The sequence below is a fragment of the Streptomyces sp. NPDC030809 genome (assembly GCF_055572195.1).
The window spans coordinates 133,994-152,726 of the sequence record NZ_JBVIDV010000018.1; the positions used below are offsets into that span (position 1 = coordinate 133,994).

Sequence of the window (18,733 nt, forward strand, 5' to 3'; positions counted from 1 at the left end):
CTCACGGCGCGACCCCCCCGGCCCCGTCTCACGAGAAGCGGCGGAACACGGGCTTCACCGGCCGCCCGCCCATCCAGGGCGTGGGATCCCCGCCGTCCAGCGCCTTCCGGTACACCGCGCACGCCCGGGCCACCGCCTCGACCGTGTGGTCGATGTCGGCATCGGTCAGGGCGCTGCTCACCACGAAGGACGGGGCCAGCACCCCGCCCGCGAGCAGGCTGCGCAGGAACAGGGTGCGGTACTCCTGCGAGGGCCGCCCCTGCCCGTCGAGGGTGGCGTACACCAGGTTGCTGGCGCGGCCCCGGACGAGCACGTGCTCGCCGACCCCCGCCGCCGCCGCGGCCTCGCGGACCCCCGCGGCCAGCCGCTCGCCGAGGGCGTGCAGCCGGGCCGTGACGCCCTCTTCGGCGTAAACGGCCTGCACGGCCATGGCGGCGGCCAGCGCGTGCGTCTCCGCTCCGTGCGTGGTGGACAGCAGGAACACCCGCTCGCCGGAGTGGCGCAGCCCGCCCCGCTCCATCAGCTCGCGGCGCCCGGCCAGGGCGGAGACGGCGAAGCCGTTGCCCAGGGCCTTCCCGAAGGCGGACAGGTCGGGGACCACCCCGTACAGCCCCTGGGCGCCCGCCTCGGACCAGCGGAACCCGGTGATCATCTCGTCGAAGACCAGGACGCAGCCGTGCCGGTCGGCCAGCTCGCGCAGTCCGGCCAGGTAGCCGGGCGGCGGCTCGGTCTGCCCGGCGGGTTCGAGGACCAGGCAGGCGACCTCGTCCGGGTACCGCCCGAGCAGCTCCTCCGCGGCGGCCAGGTCCCCGTACGGGAAGCCCACGGTGAGCTCGGTGGTCGCCGCCGGGATCCCGGCGGACATCGCGGTGGTGCCGATGAACCAGTCGTCCACGGAGAAGAAGGGATGGTCGGAGCAGAGGGCCACCCGGGGCCGGCCGGTGGCGGCACGGGCCAGGCGCACCGCGGCGGTGGTGGCGTCCGAGCCGTTCTTCGCGAACTTCACCATCTCGGCGGTCGGCACCGTGGCCAGGAACCGCTCGGCGGCCTCGACCTCCACCACGGACGGCCGGGTGAAGTTGCCGCCGCGGTCCAGTTCCCGCCGCACCGCCTCCAGCACCCGCGGATGGGCGTGGCCCAGGCTCACCGACCGCAGGCCCGAGCCGTACTCCACGTACCGGTTTCCGTCCACGTCCCACACGTGGGCCCCGCGGCCGTGGCTGATGACCGGGGCCAGGTCCTCGGGGTACTGGTCGTCCCCCTTGGCGTAGGTGTGCGCGCCCCCGGGGACCAGGGCGTGCAGCCGCTCCCCGGCCGCCCGCGACCGGGGCAGGCCGAACTCTTCGGTGGTCATCCCCGCCTCACCCCTCCCGCCGTCGCAGGACCTCGGCGAGGCTCGGCGCCTTCCGGTCCCGTTCGGACACGGACGTGACCGGAAGCGGCCAGGGCACGGCGAGCTCCGGGTCGTCGAAGGCGATCGTCACGTCCTCGGACGGATCGTGCGGGCGGTCGATCCGGTACGACACGTCCGCGGTCTCGGTCAGCGCCTGGAAGCCGTGGGCGCAGCCCGCGGGGACGTACAGGGTCACCTGGGTCTCGCCGGAGAGCTCGAAGAGGCCCACGTTGCGGTAGGTCGGCGAGCCGGGCCGCAGGTCCACGACCACGTCGAACACCTTCCCGTACGAGCACCGCACGAGCTTCGCCTCCCCCGCGCCCGCGCGCAGGTGCAGGCCGCGCAGCACCCCCCGGACCGAGCGGGACACGCTGTCCTGGACGAAGGCGTGCGGGTCGAGGCCCACCGAGCGCAGCAGGTCGGCGTCCGAGGTGCGGCAGAAGAAGCCGCGCTCGTCGGCGAACGGCTTCGGCTCGAAGAGGTACGCCCCGGCGATGGCCGGGGCTTCGGTCGCTGTCATTCCGGACGGATTCATGGGGTCTCCCGCAGGGCCTGGGTGTGCGTGTGGTTCCGGTCGCGGCCGGCCGCGACCGCCGGGAACAGGGCCGCGTTCAAGGCGGCGAACTGCTCCTCGACCTGCAAGGCGGCGAGCCGGTTCCGTTCGGCGAGGGTCCGGCGCAGCTCGGCCGCCCGCAGCTCCAGTTCGCGGAACTGCGCGAGCAGCCGGTCGGCGTCCACGGCGCGCGCCGGATGGCAGTACGCGCCCAGACCCATCCGGTCCATGAGCGCGTCGCTCTTCGCCGCGTAGCCGACGGCCAGCGTCGGCGTGCCGACCTTCAGCGCGGAGATCAGGTTGTGGTACCGGACGGCCACCGCCGTGCCCACCGCCGCCATCTCCTTCATCAGGTCGTCCAGCGAGGCGGTCGCGGCCGCGGTGACCAGCGGAGAGTCCACGGCCTCCAGGATCGCCCCGACCACCGGCGCGTCCACCTCGTCCCCGGTGAGCAGCCGGACCGGCCGTCCTTCCCCGACCAGCGTGCGGACGAACCGGATCGTCCCGTCCAGGTAGCGCCGGTGGATCTCCTCGGCCCGGGCCCGGTCGTCGTTGCCGCCGTGGAAGGCCATCACCCCCACGCAGACGGGCCCCCCGGGGGCCGGGTCCGCGCCGGGTCCGGCCGCCGGCGGCGTCGGCAGGGCGAAGGCGAGGTCCGGATAGACCTCGTCGCGCGAGGTGTCCACGCCCATCGCCCGCATCGCGTCCCGGGACGGGTCGTCCCGGTACGAGCGGTACGCCGCGAGCCGCGCCGACCAGCGCACCAGGGCGCGGGTCGGCCGGCTGCCGATCGCGGCCGCGCCCACGCTGACCAGCGCGACCCGGGTGCCGGTCAGCCGGCCGGACGCGCAGAGCAGGAACAGGGCGTACGGGAAGCCCCACGGCCGCAGCGGCAGGGTGGCCTCCAGGACGCCCATGCCCGGCACGATCACCACGTCGTGCCGGCGCACCCAGGCGGCGGTGCGGACGGCGTCGACCAGCTTGCCGAGTCCCTTCGCCGCGACGGAACCCGCCCGCGAGGCGGTCCGGTACTCCCCGCGGTACCAGTGCAGCCGGGTCGCGGGGATCCCGAACCGGGCCGAAACGGCCTCGGGCCCGCCGCACAGCGCGTCCACGACGGCCTCCGGGTGCTGGGCGCGGAGGTAGCCGAGCACCGCCTCCAGCGAGCCGTCGTTGCCCAGGTTGCCGGAGCCGAGCAGGCCGAACACCCCGACGCGCACCGGGTTTCCGGGTGCCCTCCTCATCCCGTCCTCCCCTCGCGGCCGGCGACGAGGGCGTCGACGGAGACGGTGAGCTGGGCCGGATCGACCGGGGCGCGGTCCTCGACCCGCTCGCCGGCGCCCGGCCGGACCCGGCTGGCCAGCCAGGCGGCCAGGTGGCGGTGGCAGGCGCGCCGGTCGGCGGCGGACAGCGGCACCCGCCGGACCGCCGAGGCGAACCCCCACAGGTACTCGGCGAGCAGCCGGGGCGTCGGGTGCAGCAGACCGGCCCGCACCGGGTCCAGGTTGACGCACCGGGAGCGCTTGGACGGGTTGGCCCGCTCGGCGCGGGTGGGGTGGTCCCGGCGGAAGTACAGCAGCTCCGGCACCTGGTGGAAGGGCCCGAGCAGGGCGAGTTCGGCGACGAACGTGCGGTCCGCGTGGTGGTAGCTGCCGAGCGGTTTCACCCGGCGCAGCACATCGGCCCGCACCACCCCGTAGAAGTCGTCCCCGCCGGGCTCGAACAGCAGGCTGCGGAAGCGCTCCGGGGCCCTCGGGGAGGCGGTGGCCAGCGTGTACTCGTACGGGACCGTCACCCGGCCCGTGCCGTCGATGACCGCCTGGTCGGCGTGCGCGACGATCACCTCCGGCCGCTCGTCCAGCACCTCCACGCAGCGCTTGAGGAGGTCCCGGGCGTACAGGTCGTCGTGCGAGGCCCACTTGAAGAGCTCGCCGCGGCACTCGTCGAAGACGTGGTTGTGGTTGGGGGAGGCGCCGATGTTCCGGGCCAGCCGCAGGTACCGGATGCGCGAGTCCCGCGCGGCGTACTTGCGGCAGATGTCCTGGGTCCCGTCGGTCGAGGCGTTGTCGGAGATGACCAGCTCGAAGTCCTCGTAGGTCTGGCCGAGCAGGGCGTCGAGCGACTCGGCGAGGTACTCCTCGCCGTTGTACACGGGCAGGCCGATGCTCAACCGGGGTTGGGCGGTCATGGTGTCCTCACTTCACGGATCGTTTCCAGTTGGTGCTCCCGCAGGGCGGAGCGCAGCTGCAGCCACCAGACGGCCGAGCCGCCGACGGTCGCCGCGGCCACGCCCCAGGCCGAGCCGACCGTGCCGGCCGCGGCCGCCCCGCCCAGCCCGCCGCCCACGTAGCAGGCGGAGGCGAACAGCTGGCAGCGCAGGCTGCGCCGGGCCGCTCCGAGCGCCCGCAGCCCGGCCGCCGCACCGGTGCCGAGCCCCGCCCCCGCGACGCCGAGGGCGACCGGCACGATGAGCTCCGAGGCGGAGTGCCAGACCCCGCCGAGCACCGGCTCGCCGAACCGGTCCGGCACCGGCAGCAGGGCCGCGCCCCACAGCAGCGCCCCGGCGGCCTGCCCGCCGCCGAGCAGGAGGCAGAACCTGCCCAGCCGCTGCGGGGCCTGCCGCAGGACCCGTGCCGCCTCCGGGACGGTGACCAGCGAAAGGCCCATCAGCACGGCGAGGAACGGGCCGAGCAGGAGCTCGGCGCCCCGCACCGCGCCCACCGCGCCGACCCCCGCGATCGCGCCGAGCCCGTACGCCCGCAGCTGGCTCGCCCCGCCGAGGCTGACGTTCTCGACCAGGTACCGGTAGCCGAGGTCGCGCTGCTCGCGGAGCCAGCCGGGCGCCCCGCCCGGCCGCGGCAGGATGCCGGACTGCGCGCAGCCGTACCCCGCGGCCACCGTGGCCGAGGCGCCCCAGGCGAGCACGAACGCGGCCACGCTGCCCGCGTGGGCCGCCACCACCATGGCCGGGACGAGCGCGACGCCCCACACGACGTCGTTGGCGAAGGCCTTCCGGCCGGCGCCCGCGGCGAAGAACGAGAACCGCCAGGCGTCCTGCAGCAGCAGGCCCGGCAGCACGACGCCCAGGGCGCAGAAGGCGGGTCCCACGCGGCCGCCCAGGGCGAGCCCGGCCGCCAGGCAGACGGCGGCGAGGGCCGCCCCGACGCCGAGGGCGGTACCCGTCGAGCGGGCCACCGCCCCGCGCCAGGACGCGTCGGACACCCCGCTGAAGCGCACCACGAGCGGATCGGTGGCCAGCCCGCGGGAGACGTTGAGCACGACTCCGTACGTCACCCAGGCGAGGCTGAACACGCCGAACGCGGTCACCCCGAGCGAGCGGGCCACGTAGACGCCCACCGCGAAGTTGCTCACGCTGGACGCCGCCTGGTCGGCCAGTCCCCAGGACAGCCGCCCGACGAGGGCCCGCTTCGCCGTCCGCCCCGCGGCCCCGGCCGCAGCCGCCTCCTTCCCCCCTTCGGCGGTCACCGGCGTCATGCCTTGATCAGTCCGGCGCCGAGCAGGGCGTCGGCCGCCGCGGCGACGGTGTCGAACGGCAGCCCCGAGCGCTCGGCCACGTCCAGCAGGCTGTGCCCGCCGTCGGAGAGGCTGAGCACCCAGAGCATCGCCATCTGGGCCTGCTTCGCGTCGCTGCGGCCGCCGAGCGACTCGTACAGTCCCCGCCGGCCCAGCTGCGGTTCCCCGTACGGACTGAGGTTGAGGTAGCGCCGGTTGCGGTCCAGCACGGCGAAGGCCTCGCGGCACACGGCGAGGGTGTCCGCCATCGCCTCGGCGGAGACGAAGTCCGGGTTGTCGGCGGAGGTGTGGTACTCGGGGTAGCCGGCGTACGGGGTCCGGCTGAGCGAGCCCACCCCCAGGTCGAACCCGGGCGAGCAGAACTGCCGCTCGTCGTAGCCGTACGGCGTGAACTCGGCAATGCGGTGCGGGCGTCCGGAGACGGACAGCACGTGCTGCAGCACCCGGTCGATCTCCGCGTCACCGCGCCGGCTCTGCTTGTACGTCAGACGGCCCCGGTCGCCCGCGCAGGCCAGCACCAGCCCGTGTTCGACCCGCGCCACCCGCTCCCGGTTCCGCGCGAGCCAGGTGATCGCCCCGATGGTGCCGGGAGCGAACAGGAACCGGTAGGTGTAGTACGGGGTTCCCTCCGCCAGCGCCCGGGCCAGGTACGTCGCCACCGCGATCCCGGCCAGGTTGTCGTTGGCCAGGGACGGGTGGCAGACGTGGCAGGAGACGAGCACTTCCTCGGGGACCTGCCCGGGGACCACGTGCTCGGCGTAGGTGAGGTGGCCGTCGGCGAGCGTGGAGTCGATGTGCACCTCGTACGCGCCGTCCGGCATCGCGTCCAGGGTCTCCTGGGCCAGGCAGAAGCCCCACGCCGGGGTGTAGTAGCTGGTGCGGTACGGCACCCACGACGGGTGCTCCGGCAGGGTGTGCAGGTGTGCGCGCAGCTCGGACAGCGGCATGGTCGCCGAGACCGGCACGCTGTAGCCGAGCACGTGCAGGCTGGACGCGGCGAAGTCGACCACCCGGTTGCCGGCGGAGTCCGCGATGTACGCGTCCCGGATGTTCCACTCCTGCGGCACCGTCCAGTCGAGCACCTGCGTCCCGGTCGGCACCTCGTGCACCTGCAGCGGGACGTACTCCCCGATGACGTCCAGGGTGGCGCGCACCCCGTCGCCGGTGATGCTCCGGCACAGCGGGTACAGCCGCTCCACCAGCGCGTGCATGTCCTCCCCGGGCGCCGTCACCGGCGCCGCCGCAGGGTCTCGTCGACGGTGCCGGCCTCCGATGCCGCGCGCAGCACGGCCAGGCGGGTGAAACGCCGGTCGAAGTCCTCCCGGACCAGCCCGTGTGCGCGGTAGGCGTCGGCGAGTTCCAGCGCGCCCTGCTTCACCGTCCACTCGCAGTCGAAGCCGGGCACCGCGGCGCGGAACCGCGAGAAGTCCACCCGGTACGAGCGCGGGTCGGCGCCGGTCTCCCCGGTGATCACCACCTTCGCCCCCGACACCGCCTCGGCGACCTGCCCGGCGATCTCGGCCACCGTGACGTTGTTGGTCTCGCTGCCGATGTTGAACGCCTCGTCGTGCACCGCCTCGCGGGGTGCGGTCAGCGCCGCCGCGAAGGCCCGGGCGATGTCGGCGGCGTGCACCAGCGGACGCCAGGGGGTGCCGTCGGAGAGCACGAGCACCTCCCCGGACAGGAGGGCGTGCCCCACCAGGTTGTTCAGCACGATGTCGGCGCGCAGCCGCGGCGAGTACCCGAACGCGGTCGCGTTGCGCATGTAGACCGGGCTGAAGTCCCCGTCGGCCAGGTCGTGCAGGTCGTCCTCCACCCGCACCTTGGACTCCGCGTACGGGGTCACCGGGCGCAGCGGGGCGTCCTCGGCGACCAGGTCGCCACCGCCGGCGGCCCCGTACACCGAGCAGGTCGAGGCGTACAGGAAGCGCCGCACCCCGGCCTCCCGGGCCAGCCGGGCCAGCCGTACGGAGGCGTGGTGGTTGATGTCGTACGTGAGCTCGGGCGCCAGGGAGCCCAGCGGGTCGTTGGAGAGCGCGGCCAGGTGGATCACCGCGTCCACCCCCGCCACGTGCTCGGCCGTGACGTCCCGCAGGTCCACCCGGTGCCCCGCCGGGTCGGCGGGTGCCGGGCCCAGCACGCAGTCGGCGAACAGGCCGGAGTCCAGTCCGACGACCTCGTGCCCGGCGGCCGCGAGGACCGGGGCCATCACGGTGCCCAGGTACCCCTGGTGACCGGTCAGCAGTACGCGCAAGGTTCATCCCCCCAGATTCAGAGTGAGTTTGGCGACGGCGAACGCCTCGGCATAGCGGGCGTGGCATTCGATGCCGCGGATCCGTGCGAGGCCCAGGAAGGCCTCCCGGTCGTACCAGGGCCGGTGCCGCTGCGAGGGGTAGTGCTCCTGCAGCAGCCGCACCTTGTCCTCGGCGACCTCAGGGGACAGCGGCTGGTAGGCCGACGGGCGGCCCAGATCCCCGTCCCACTTGGCGATCTCGTAGCGGAGCACCAGGTGGTCGCGGAAGGCGGTGGTCACCAGCTTCGCCAGGCCCCGGTGGTCCTGGTGCGCGTCGTCGGTGCGCGGTGCCAGCACGAGGTCCGGATCGGTCTGGCCGCGCAGCTCCTCGACCGCCTCCTTGGCCTCGTCCCAGTGCGTGGGCAGCCGGCCGTCCGGCAGCTTGAGCACGGTCAGCCGCAGGTCGGCGCCCGGGCAGAACGCGGCGAGCGCGGCCTGCTCCTCCGCCTCCCGCTCGCTCCCGCCGCCCGAGAGCACCAGGGCGTCGATCCGGATGCCCGGCCGCGCCCGGCACAGGGTCAGCAGGGTGCCGCCCGCGCCGATGGCGATGTCGTCGCAGTGCGCCCCGACCGCGACCAGCCGGTCCAGGGGCCCGGCCCCGAGCCCGATCACGGGTTCCCCGTTCCGGTGCCGCGCTCCCACACGGCCCAGGGGCGGTCGCCCGCGGCGTAGGCGGCGTCGAGCGAGGCCCGCTCCTTCACCGTGTCGGTCGGCTTCCAGAACCCGCGGTGCCGGTGCGCCACCAGCCGCCCCTGCTTGGCGAGCTGCACGCACCCGTCCCCGACCAGGTCCCCGTTCTCCGGGATGTGGTCGAAGACCTCCTGGCGGAGCACGAAGTAGCCGCCGTTCTCCCACAGCGGCAGGTCGCTCACCGGGGTGATCCCGCCCACCAGGCCGTCCTGCCCCAGCTCCACGCAGTGGAACGAGGACTGCGGCGGCACCACCATCATCGAGGCCCCGGCGTCCTGCTGCGCGAACCGGTCGATCATCTCCGGCAGCGGGGCGTCGGTGAGCACGTCGGCGTAGTTGGCGAGGAACATCTCGTCCCCGTCCAGGTGGTGCCGCACCCGCCGCAGCCGCTCGCCGATGGGCGACTCCAGGCCCGTCTGCGCGAACGTGATCGTCCAGTCGGCTATGTCCGTGGACAGCAGCTCCGCACGCCCGCCCCGCAGGACGAAGTCGTTGGACGTGGTCTCCTCGTAGTTGAGGAAGAACTCCTTGATGTGATGGGCCCCGTAGCCCAGGCACAGGATGAACTCCTTGTGCCCGAAGTGCGCGTAGTAGCGCATGACGTGCCAGATCAGCGGCCGCGGACCGACCATCGCCATCGGCTTGGGGATGTCGTCGGCGGATCCGCTGCGCATCCGCAGCCCGTAACCGCCGCAGAACAGGACGACCTTCATGCCTCGACCTCGACAATGCTCAGTTCCGGGATGGGAAAGACCAGGCGGCCGCCCCAGTCGTGCACGAACGCCAGCTGCTCGGCCAGCTCCTCCCGCAGGTTCCACGGCAGGACGAGCACGTAGTCCGGCTTGTCGGCGGCGATCTGCTCGGGCGGCAGGATCGGGATCCGCGTGCCCGGGGTGAACCGTCCGTGCTTGTACGGGTTCCGGTCGACCGTGTACGCGAGCAGGTCGGGCCGGATGCCGCAGTGGTTGAGCAGGGTGTTGCCCTTCCCGGGGGCGCCGTAGCCGACGACCGTCTCGCCCCGCTCGGCCGCCTCGATCAGGAAGCGCAGGAGGTCCCGGCGCACCTTGGCCACCCGTGCGGAGAACTGGGTGTACCCGGACAGCTCCTGCAGCCCCGCCGCCTTCTCCCGGTCCAGCACCTCGGCCACCCGCTGCGAGGGCTCCCCGGCCGCCGCGGCCGGCCGGGCCCACAGCCGGATCGAACCGCCGTGCGTGGGCAGCAGCTCCACGTCCACCAGCGTGAGTCCGCCGCTCGCCAGGGCCCGGATCGCCGAGGCGACCGTGTAGTACTGGAAGTGCTCGTGGTAGATCGTGTCGTACTGGTTCTCCTCGATCAGGGTCAGCAGGTGCTGCACCTCGATCGAGACCCAGCCGTCGTCGGCCACCAGGGCGCGCAGCCCGCGCGTGAACCCGACCACGTCGGGGATGTGCGCGTACACGTTGTTGGCGACGACCAGGTCCGCCGGGCCGTGCTCGGCGCGGACGGCCGCGCCGGTGCCGGGCTCCAGGAAGGCCGTGAGCGTGGGCACCCCCGCGTCGCGGGCGGCGGCGCCGACGTTCACCGACGGTTCGATGCCCAGGCAGCGGATCCCCCGGTCCACCATGTGCCGCAGCAGGTACCCGTCGTTGCTCGCCACCTCGACCACGAAGGACTCGCTGCCGAGCCCCAGCCGGTCCACGGCCCCCGCCACGAACCTGCGCGCGTGCTCCACCCACGAGGTCGAATAGGAGGAGAAGTACGCGTACTCCGTGAACGTCTCCTCCGGCGTGATCAGCGGCGGGATCTGCGCCAGCCAGCAGTCGGTGCACACCCGCAGGTGCAGCGGGTACGCCGGCTCCGGCAGGTCCAGCGCCTCCGCCGCGAGGAAGCTCTCGCACGGCGGGGTCGCCCCCAGGTCGACGACGCTCGCCAGAGCCGCCGAGCCGCACAGTCGGCATCGTGTCATCTACAGCCCCCCATCCCTGCCCGCGCGGGAGCCCCGCAGCGGGCCAGTGTGTCCGTTGTCCACCGGCGGCGCTCCCTCCGCGCCGCCGGACCGCGCCTCGATCGCGGCGCGGTACCCCTCCACCAGGCGCTCCAGCCCGACCTCCGGGCTGAACCCCTGCGCGTAGCGGCCCCGGGCCGCCCGCCCCATCTCCCGGTTCCGGGCCGGCTCGGCCGTGACCCGGCGCAGGGCGTCCGCGAGCGAGGCGGCATCGCCCGGCCGGTGCAGCAGGCCGGTCACCCCGTCCTCGACGAGCTCCACGAACGCGCCGTGACCGGCGGCCACGGCCGGGACCCCGGCCGCCATCGCCTCCACGACCACCAGGCCGAACGCCTCCAGCCAGGTCGAAGGAGCCACCACCGCCACCGACCGCGCCACCGCCTCCCGGCACTGCGCCGGGTCGTACAGGCCGACGTACCGCACGTCCGGCCGGCCCGCCGCCCAGGCGGTCACCTCCCGCTCCAGCGGCCCCGACCCGGCGATCACCAGCGGCACGCCCGCACCGCCGCCCGCGGCGAGCTCGTCCCACGCGGCCATGAGCAGCCGTACGCCCTTGGCCTCCGCGAGCCGGCCGAGATAGAGCAGGTGCTCACCGGCACCCTCCCGGCCGGCGCCCGGGTCGGGCACGAAGTTGTGCTTCACCGCCAGCCGCTCGGCCGGCATGCCCGAGTCCACCAGGACCTCGCGCTGCGCCGCCGAGATGCAGAAGAACCGCTCCACCCCCGACCACCACCGGCGCCGGTTGACCGACAGGCTGACCGCGAGCGGCACCGTCGCCAGCCGCGAGCCGCGGTAGCAGCCGTGCCGGACGGCGGGCAGCGGAGCCGACCCGACGCACGCGGTGCACGGCCGTCCGTCCCGCTGGAGCGTGCCCGGCGGGCAGACCTGGGTGTAGTTGTGCAGGGTGGCCACCACCGGCACCCCGGCGTCGGCGCAGGCCGCCAGCACCGCGGGCGACAGCAGCGGGAAGACGTTGTGGACGTGCACCACGTCCGGCCGTTCGGCGCGCAGCCGGGCGGCGAGCTCCCTGCGGACCGCCGGGTTCCACGGCACCAGCAGCGGCAGCGCCGCCTTGCCGAGCAGGGACAGGGAGCCGATGTCGTCGCTGCGCCGCTCGAACACGCCGACCCGGTGGCCGGCCGCGCGCAGCAGCCCCACCTCCTGGTCGACCACGTTGTTCTCCCCGCTCGGCTGCGCCGAGGCGTAGCGGTTGTGCACCACGAGTACGTGCATGCTCAGGTCACCTCCCGTGTCCGGGGCCGTGGGGGTCCGTGGGATCGAGCGGGCCGGGCGCCGGAAGGGCCGCGGCCGCCGCGGGCGCCGCCAGCAGCGAGGCGGCCACGGTCAGGTGCAGCAGGTACGGCGAGGCGTCGCCGAGCCCGGCCTCGGTGTACGAGGCGATCGAGCAGTAGCTGATCAGGAAGATCGCGCAGGCCCTCGGGAGCGACGGCGGGCGCAGCAGCGCGACCGCGCTCAGCACGACGAGGACCGCTCCCACGATCACCGTGCCGGCCAGCCCCTGCTCGTTGTAGACGGCCAGCCAGCTGTTGTCGATCGGCAGCCCGCCGAAGGACTTGTCGCCCAGGCCCGTGCCGAACAGCTGCTCCGAGGTGCTCCGGGGAGCGGCCAGCAGCGCGTCCCAGACCTTGGCCCGGCCGGTGAGGCTGGAGAAGTTCTCCTTGCTCTGGCCGCGCAGGAACCACGCCTGGAGCGCGGAGCTGAACACCACCAGGGCCACCACGGCGGTCAGCGCCGCCCAGGTGAAGAACCGGCGGGCGGCGGCGCTGGTCAGGACGAGCGAGCCGATCGCCAGCCCCAGCCCGGCGAGCAGGCCGAGGGTGGCCGTACGGGTGTGGGTCAGGGCGAGCAGCACCAGCGCCGGCCCGATGACGAGCGCCGCACTGCGCCGGTCGGTCTGCCGGCCCAGCAGGAGCAGCACCGAGAGCCCGGTGATCACCGCTGCGTACTGGCCGATCTGCGGCGGGGTCAGCGGCCACAGGGCGCCGACCAGCCGGCCGCCGTACAGGTCGGGCATGGCCGCACCCGGCGAGACCAGCAGGCCCGCGGCCACCGAGGCCAGCACCGCGAAGTACAGCCTTATGTGGTGCCGGACGAACCCCGGACCGCCGTCCCACCAGCGGCTGAGCAGCCACAGCGTGCCGATGAACAGCCCCAGCCGGGTGCAGCGGAACAGCGCGCCGAACCCGGACTCCAGGTTCACGCTGGCGATCACGCTCGGCACCAGCAGCAGGGAGAGCAGGAACAGGAAGGCGCTGGCCCGGACGCGCAGCCGCAGGTTGAGGGCGAGGGCCAGCGCGAACGCGGCGACCAGCGAGCCCATCGTGACCATCTGGATGAGCGAGCGGGGCAGCGGGACGACCGTCTTCGCGCCGGTGGAGCCGAGGGTGTTGAGGATCAGCAGCCCCCACACGATCCCGACCGCCGCGGGCGTCCCGGACGGGCGCGGTGCCGGCCCGGACCGCTCCGGCCCCGCGGTGTCCGGCCCCCCGGGTATCCCCTCGCGCATCAGGTTCCGTCCCATCTCAGCCCCCGGCCTGCGGCTGGAAGGTGCTGCCCGCGTCCTGCCGGTACGGGGCGGCCTGCCACTGACCGAAGTCGAGCTCCCGGCTCGGGTCGTGGGCGAGGAAGCTCCACGGCCCGACGTACACGTTGTCGTGCCAGCGGTTCTGCTGCTTGTGGGTGATCGCCTCGGCCACCCCGTCGCCCTTGTACGGGGACCAGTCCGGGTACGTGCCGTAGTTGGCCAGGACCGCCATGCGCCCGCACTTGACCGCGCACCCGACGACGGACGTGTCCAGCACGAAGCGGTTGTCGTGGATGTCCACCCGCCGGGTCCTCCACCGGCAGTCGGCGAACAGCGGCGGAGCGGAGATCCCCGGCTGGGCGCAGCGGCCGGTGTCCTTCACCATCAGCGTGCAGTCCCCGGAGGAGGTGTTGGCCGGGCTGTTGCAGAACCGGTCCGCGTTCTCCCACAGGGTGATCCCGGACCAGTTGTTCTCCAGCAGGTTCCCGTAGACCTCGATGCGGTCCGTGCGGGCCTTGATCCGAGGCTCCCCGCCCGCTTCGGACAGGTAGAGGGTCGCGAAGGGGAAGGTGTCCCCGCTGTCGGCCTTCCGGCGGCCCTCCACCCAGTTGTTCCGCCGCATCGTGTTCTTCCGGATGACCGCGTTGTAGCCGGCCTCGTAGATGAGCGCGGCGCCGTCGTTGCCCTCCAGCAGGTTGTCCTCGATGCGGAAGTCGTTGTTGTTGGTGTCCGCCCACAGGCCCGGCCCGCGGTTGTCGTGCACCCAGTTGCCGCGCACGTCCGCGCCGTCGACCGCCCAGAACTTGACGCCCCCGGTGCAGCCGCAGCCCGGCTTGCGCCGCTCCCAGTCGCCGGTGTTGTTCCCCGTGATCTCGTTGCCCTCGACCAGCAGTCCGCGGACCGGCCCGCCGGACTTGTACGCGTTCAGCCCGTACTGGCCGTTGCCGCGCAGGCAGCTGGACCGGACCTGCTGGCGGGCCCCGGCCATCAGCCCGGCACCGGAGTTGTCCCGGATGGTGGCGTGCTCGACCACCCACCCGTCGGCCGAGTCGTGGTTGACCACGCCCTCGTTCTGCGGGGCGACGAAGCCCTGCACCGTCAGGTGCCGGATCGAGACCTGCCCGGCCTGGCCGCCGAACGCGTACTGGTTGGTCTTCCGGCCGTCGAGCACAGCGCCCGGCGCGCCCACGTAGCTGTTCCCCTCCTTGGGGATCACCTGGGCGTACCGGTCCGGTTCGAGCCGGTGGGTGCCCGGCAGGAGCCAGAACGTGGTGTGCGGCGGGCTGCTCTTGGTCTTGGCGGCCAGGTCCCCGACCACGGCGGGGTCCACCACCACCGCTCCCGCCGGAGCCTTCGAGGGCCCGGCCGCGGGCCGGGAGCACACCCGGGCCGCGGTGGGCGCCCCGGAGGCGGCGGAGGCCCCCGCGGCGGACGACCCGCGGGACGGCCCCGCCCCGGCACTCGGCGTGACCGTACAGCCCGCCGCGGCCAGCAGGACCGCCACCAGCGGGGCCGCGGGCAGCAGCGCGCCCCGCCTCCTCGTGATCAGCACGCCACCACCCCCTAGCCCTCGAACCCGAGCACGGTCGTGAACTCCGCCGTGCCGTCGGCGAACCCGCTGCCGAGCAGCGTCGTCGCCGGCTCCTTGCGCCCGAAGCCGGGGGAGTACCAGCCCAGCGGCGGGTTGCTCTCCCCGCGGTGGGCCCGCCAGGACAGCTCCCCGGGCAGGTCCAGCACCGCAGAGCGGTCCTCGCCGTCCCGGGTCCAGGTGAGCACCGCCCGGTTCCCCGCCAGTTCCGCGGTGACGGCCGGGCCGAGGTGGAACGCCAGGCGCACCGCCCGCAGCGGGCCCCCGTGCACCTCGTCCACCACCCGCAGCTCCCGGCGCGCGGCGGCCAGCTCCACCCGGCGCCGGTGCACCGAGCCCCGGTAGCCGTCGTGCTCGGCGCACCAGCGGGCCGTGCCCGCCCCGGCCGGATCCGCGACCAGTACCCGGCTGCGGGCGTGCCGGACCCACAGGAACGGCCCCCCGGACACGGACTGGTCCGCGCCGTCCACTTCGAGGGTGTTGTGGCCGACGGTCGAGCGGAAGTACTGCCGCCAGCCGGGCTGCCCGTGGTAGCAGTACGTCCCCGGATCGGCGAGCACGTCCACCCCGTCGTGCCGGACCTCGACCGACAGCGCGTCCGCGTGGGCGTGCGCCGCAATGGACAGGAACCCGTGCGGACCGCCGTCGCAGCGGACCCAGATCTCCTCCGGACCGCGCAGCAGGGTGAGCCCCGCGTCGGCGAAGTGGGCCGGCCGGGCGGCCGGCCGGGTCACGGCCGGCACCGTCCCGGGCTTCCCGTACGGCCGGACCAGCGCGGCCAGCAGCGGGGTGCGCACATCGGAGCCGGACACCTCCGGCCACCAGGGGAGCCGGCCGAACACGGCCTCTCCGGTGGCCAGCAGCGAGCCCCAGCGGTCGGTGCCCGCACCGTCCAGGACCAGGCCGTGCCCGTCGTCCGCGTCCCCCTGCCGCGGCGGCCGCAGCCGCCCGTCCACGACCGCCGCGAGGGCATCGGTCATCCGCAGCAGCACCAGCCGGACCGTCGCGGGCACCGGCACACCGGCGGCATCCGCCTCGGCCAGCGCGGCCAGGCCGAGCTCCAGCACCAGCCCGTGGTACTCGGTGGCCAGTTCGCGGTTGAGGCCGGAGCCGAAGGTGTTGCTCCGCAGGTGCCGCTCCAGCGACCGCAGCCCGTCGGCCCGCCAGCGCGCCGAGGCGGGGAACCAGTCGAACGCACAGGCCGCGGCGAACTGCCCGGCGGTCTCGGCGATGACGTGGTTGTTCGCCGAGGACCCCCGGCTGGGGAAGGCCGCCAGCCACCGCTGGTGGTGCCAGATCTGGCTGCGCGCCACCGGATCCTCCTCGAACAGTTCGGCCGCGCCCGCCCAGCCGTCGAGCAGCCGTCGGATCCACACCCAGGACAGCAGCCGGATCCCCAGCTCGATCCCGCTGATCCAGTGCACCCCGCGCAGCGGCGGGTTGGCCGCCCACCACGACCGCAGGTGCTCCGCCACGCGCTCCGCGTACCGGTCGTTCCCGGTGACCGCGTACGCGGCGGCGAGCACGGTGAGGTACTGGTGCCGGGAGGGCTCCCAGATCTGCTTGATGTCCCCGACCGCCGCCTCGTCCCGGTACGGCACGTCGAAGGCGTACCCGGGCCCCGCCCGCCGCCCGGTCTTCGGGTCGAACCACCAGTCCGGGTCGGCCATGTCCTCGCGGACCACCCCGAAGAACCCGGCCCGTCCGGCCATCAGCCGGTCCGCCTCGGCCACCAGCCGCTTCGCGGCGTCCGGGGAGACGGCGCCCACCGCCCGGGCGGGCAGCACGGCGGTGAACCGGGCCCCGGCCACCGCAGGGCACTCCGGCGGCGCCTTCCGCCACCGGCGTCTGCGCAGCGCGTCGCCCAGCCGGCCGCCGACCTCCTGCGGCCCCATCCGGGACAGCCGCCGCAGGTACCACCCCGCGCTCATCGTCATCGGGTCCCCGCCAGCGTCACCGGGGCCCCGCCGGCCAGACTGGCCTGCACGGCGAGGGTGGCCGAGGTGGTGGCGACCAGCGACTCCAGCGGCACCGGCATCGGCCCGCCGGTGCGCACGGCCCTGACGAACGCGGCCAGTTCGGCGGCCTGGCCCTTGTCCCGGGCCTGCGGGAGCCGCGAGCTGACCCACCGCTTGCGGCCGTACACGGAGGCGCGGACGAAGTCGTCGAACTTCAGCACCCTGCCGTCCGCCACGAGGTCCAGCGTCTCCTTCGGGAAACCGGGCGCGCCGGTGGTGACGTACCCGATGGCGGCGGTGGAGCCGTCCGGGTAGCGCAGCACGACGTGCAGGTCCTCGTTCCCGGCCGGGGCGACCGCGTACACCGACACCGGGTCGGCGCCGAGCAGCCAGCTCGCCGTGTCGATGAAGTGGCCGCCCTCGCCGGCGAACCGCGAGCCCTCGGTGTCCTGCCGCAGGTACCAGCTGCCGTGCCCGAGCCGGCCCGCGTTGACCAGGTAGCGCAGGTTCGCCGGGCCGCTGCGGTCCCCGAACCGCTTCCCGGCCTCGCGCAGCAGCGGGGCGAAGCGGCGGTTGAAGCCCACCTGGATCCGGTCGTTCCCGGACTCCTCCACCGCGGCGAGCACCCCCGCCAGCTCCTCCTCGGTGAGCGCCAGCGGCTTCTCCACGAACACCGCCTTGCCGGCCAGCAGCGCCCTGCGGGTCAGCTCGGCGTGCGAGCTGTGCCGGGTCACCACGAACACCGCGTCGACGGAGGGGTCCCCGAGCACGGCGTCGAGATCGGTGGTCGCCTCGGCGAAGCCGAACTTCCGCTGCGCATTGGCCGCGGACAGCGCCGTGGTGGTCACGACCGCGGACAGCTCGACCCCCTCGCGCCGCACCAGGTGCGGAAGCAGCATCGAGCTCGCGTAGTTCCCCGCGCCGACGAACGCCAGCCGCACCGGCGCGCCGCCGGACCGGGCCCGCACCGGCCGGGCGGCCGCGGACGGCCCCGCCTCCCCGCGCCGGACCGCCGGCACCGTCACCGCCGGGGCCGCCGCCTCCCCGTCCCCCGCCCGGTCGGGATAGCGGAACAGCACGGCCACGGCCTTCAACTCGCCGTCCTTCAGCCGCTGGTACGTCTTCACGGCGTCGTCGAAGTCCGCGATGTGCGAGATCAGCGGGTCCACGTCCACCTTGCCGCGGGCCACGAGCCCCAGGAAGCACGCCAGGTTCCGGCGCTCGGTCCACCGCACGTAGCCGATCGGGTAGTCCCGCCCGTCGAGCTCGTACTCCGGGTCGTAGCGCCCGGGCCCGTAGCTGCGGGAGAACCGGACGTCGAGCTCCTTCTCGTAGTACGCGTTCCACGGCAGGTCCAGGCGGCACTTGCCGATGTCCACGACCCGGCCCCGGTCCCGGGCCAGCCGGGCGGCCAGCTCGACGGGCTCGTTGCTGCCGCCGCCGGCCGCCAGGTACACCTGGTCCGCGCCGTGCCCGCAGGTGAGCTCGGCGACCGCGGACTCCACCGCCGCGGACCCGGGATCCCCGGCCGCCGCGGCGCCCAGCCGGACCGCGAGCTCGCAGCGCGCCGGATCGGGGTCCGCCCCGACCACCTGCACCCCCGAGGCGGTGAGCAGCTGGGCCACCAGCTGCCCGATCAGTCCCAGGCCGATGACCAGCGCCACCTCGCCGAGCTGCGGCCCGCCCTGGCGCACCCCCTGCAACGCGATCGAACCGACGGTCCCGAAGGCCGCGTGCCGCGGGTCGAGGCCCTCCGGCACCGGGGTGTACAGGTTCTTCGGCACCCAGTTCAGCTCGGCGTGCAGCGCGTGCTCGTTGCCCGCGCAGGCCACGAGGTCCCCGACCGCCACGTCGTCGATCCCGGCACCGACCTGCTCGACCACCCCGCACAGCGAGTAGCCCAGCGGAGTGTAGGAGTCCAACTGGCTGTTGACCTTGCGGTAGGTGGCGGCCAGCCCGTTGGCGGCCACGCTCTGCACGACCTTCGCCACCTGGTCCGGCCGGGAGCGGGCCTTGCCCAGCATCGACATGCCCGCCTCGGACACCTTCATGAGCTCGGTCCCCGTGGAGATCAGCGAGTACGCGGTGCGCACCAGCACGCCCCCCGGCTTGCACCCCGGCACCGGCACGTCGAGCACCGCCAACTCGCCGCTCTTGTAGTTCTGCACGACCTGCTTCACCCGAACTCCTCCGAA

Annotated in this window: 15 protein-coding genes; all 15 read right to left on the reverse strand. The window is 74.3% G+C overall.

Annotated elements, in window-relative coordinates:
- Positions 1-28 precede the first annotated feature (28 nt).
- Genes ACZ407_RS23660 through ACZ407_RS23730 form a run of 15 tightly spaced genes read right to left on the reverse strand, consistent with a single transcriptional unit; the run spans position 29 to position 18,718 of the window.
- Positions 29-1,354 carry a glutamate-1-semialdehyde 2,1-aminomutase gene (locus ACZ407_RS23660; protein WP_468131339.1) on the reverse strand — a complete coding sequence of 442 codons (1,326 nt, stop codon included), beginning with the start codon at positions 1,352-1,354 and terminating at the stop codon, positions 29-31.
- A gap of 7 nt (positions 1,355-1,361) precedes the next feature.
- Positions 1,362-1,913: a dTDP-4-dehydrorhamnose 3,5-epimerase gene (gene rfbC / locus ACZ407_RS23665; protein WP_468131341.1), complete on the reverse strand. Its 552-nt coding sequence runs from the start codon at positions 1,911-1,913 to the stop codon at positions 1,362-1,364.
- 11 nt (positions 1,914-1,924) lie between these two features.
- Positions 1,925-3,190 carry a polysaccharide pyruvyl transferase family protein gene (locus ACZ407_RS23670; protein WP_468131343.1) on the reverse strand — a complete coding sequence of 422 codons (1,266 nt, stop codon included), beginning with the start codon at positions 3,188-3,190 and terminating at the stop codon, positions 1,925-1,927.
- A complete protein-coding gene (locus ACZ407_RS23675; protein WP_468131345.1) occupies positions 3,187-4,134 on the reverse strand; it encodes a glycosyltransferase family 2 protein in 948 nt (315 codons plus the stop codon). The genes ACZ407_RS23670 and ACZ407_RS23675 overlap by 4 nt, the downstream gene beginning before the upstream one ends.
- Complete coding sequence (locus tag ACZ407_RS23680) at positions 4,131-5,441, reverse strand: hypothetical protein (protein ID WP_468131347.1); 1,311 nt, start codon at positions 5,439-5,441, stop codon at positions 4,131-4,133. The genes ACZ407_RS23675 and ACZ407_RS23680 overlap by 4 nt, the downstream gene beginning before the upstream one ends.
- Positions 5,438-6,691, reverse strand: coding sequence for a DUF4910 domain-containing protein (locus ACZ407_RS23685; RefSeq protein WP_468131349.1), 1,254 nt, complete (start codon positions 6,689-6,691; stop codon positions 5,438-5,440). Before ACZ407_RS23685 ends, ACZ407_RS23680 begins: the two co-directional genes overlap by 4 nt.
- 17 nt (positions 6,692-6,708) lie before the next feature.
- Positions 6,709-7,734, reverse strand: coding sequence for an NAD-dependent epimerase/dehydratase family protein (locus ACZ407_RS23690; RefSeq protein ID WP_468131351.1), 1,026 nt, complete (start codon positions 7,732-7,734; stop codon positions 6,709-6,711).
- A gap of 3 nt (positions 7,735-7,737) precedes the next feature.
- A complete protein-coding gene (locus ACZ407_RS23695) occupies positions 7,738-8,385 on the reverse strand; it encodes a PIG-L deacetylase family protein (protein WP_468131353.1) in 648 nt (215 codons plus the stop codon).
- Positions 8,382-9,176 carry a sugar phosphate nucleotidyltransferase gene (locus ACZ407_RS23700; protein WP_468131355.1) on the reverse strand — a complete coding sequence of 265 codons (795 nt, stop codon included), beginning with the start codon at positions 9,174-9,176 and terminating at the stop codon, positions 8,382-8,384. The genes ACZ407_RS23695 and ACZ407_RS23700 overlap by 4 nt, the downstream gene beginning before the upstream one ends.
- Positions 9,173-10,408, reverse strand: coding sequence for a class I SAM-dependent methyltransferase (locus ACZ407_RS23705; protein WP_468131357.1), 1,236 nt, complete (start codon positions 10,406-10,408; stop codon positions 9,173-9,175). Before ACZ407_RS23705 ends, ACZ407_RS23700 begins: the two co-directional genes overlap by 4 nt.
- Complete coding sequence (locus ACZ407_RS23710; RefSeq protein WP_468131359.1) at positions 10,409-11,680, reverse strand: glycosyltransferase; 1,272 nt, start codon at positions 11,678-11,680, stop codon at positions 10,409-10,411.
- A gap of 7 nt (positions 11,681-11,687) precedes the next feature.
- Positions 11,688-12,989, reverse strand: a complete 1,302-nt coding sequence (locus ACZ407_RS23715; RefSeq protein WP_468131361.1) for an O-antigen ligase domain-containing protein — start codon at positions 12,987-12,989, stop codon at positions 11,688-11,690.
- A 1-nt stretch (position 12,990) separates the two neighbouring features.
- On the reverse strand, positions 12,991-14,544 hold the full coding sequence (locus ACZ407_RS23720) for a right-handed parallel beta-helix repeat-containing protein (protein WP_468131363.1): 1,554 nt from the start codon (positions 14,542-14,544) through the stop codon (positions 12,991-12,993).
- Between the two features lie 11 nt (positions 14,545-14,555).
- Positions 14,556-16,517 carry a heparinase II/III family protein gene (locus ACZ407_RS23725; RefSeq protein WP_468131365.1) on the reverse strand — a complete coding sequence of 654 codons (1,962 nt, stop codon included), beginning with the start codon at positions 16,515-16,517 and terminating at the stop codon, positions 14,556-14,558.
- Complete coding sequence (locus ACZ407_RS23730) at positions 16,514-18,718, reverse strand: bi-domain-containing oxidoreductase (RefSeq protein WP_468131367.1); 2,205 nt, start codon at positions 18,716-18,718, stop codon at positions 16,514-16,516. The genes ACZ407_RS23725 and ACZ407_RS23730 overlap by 4 nt, the downstream gene beginning before the upstream one ends.
- Between the last annotated feature and the right edge of the window lie 15 nt (positions 18,719-18,733).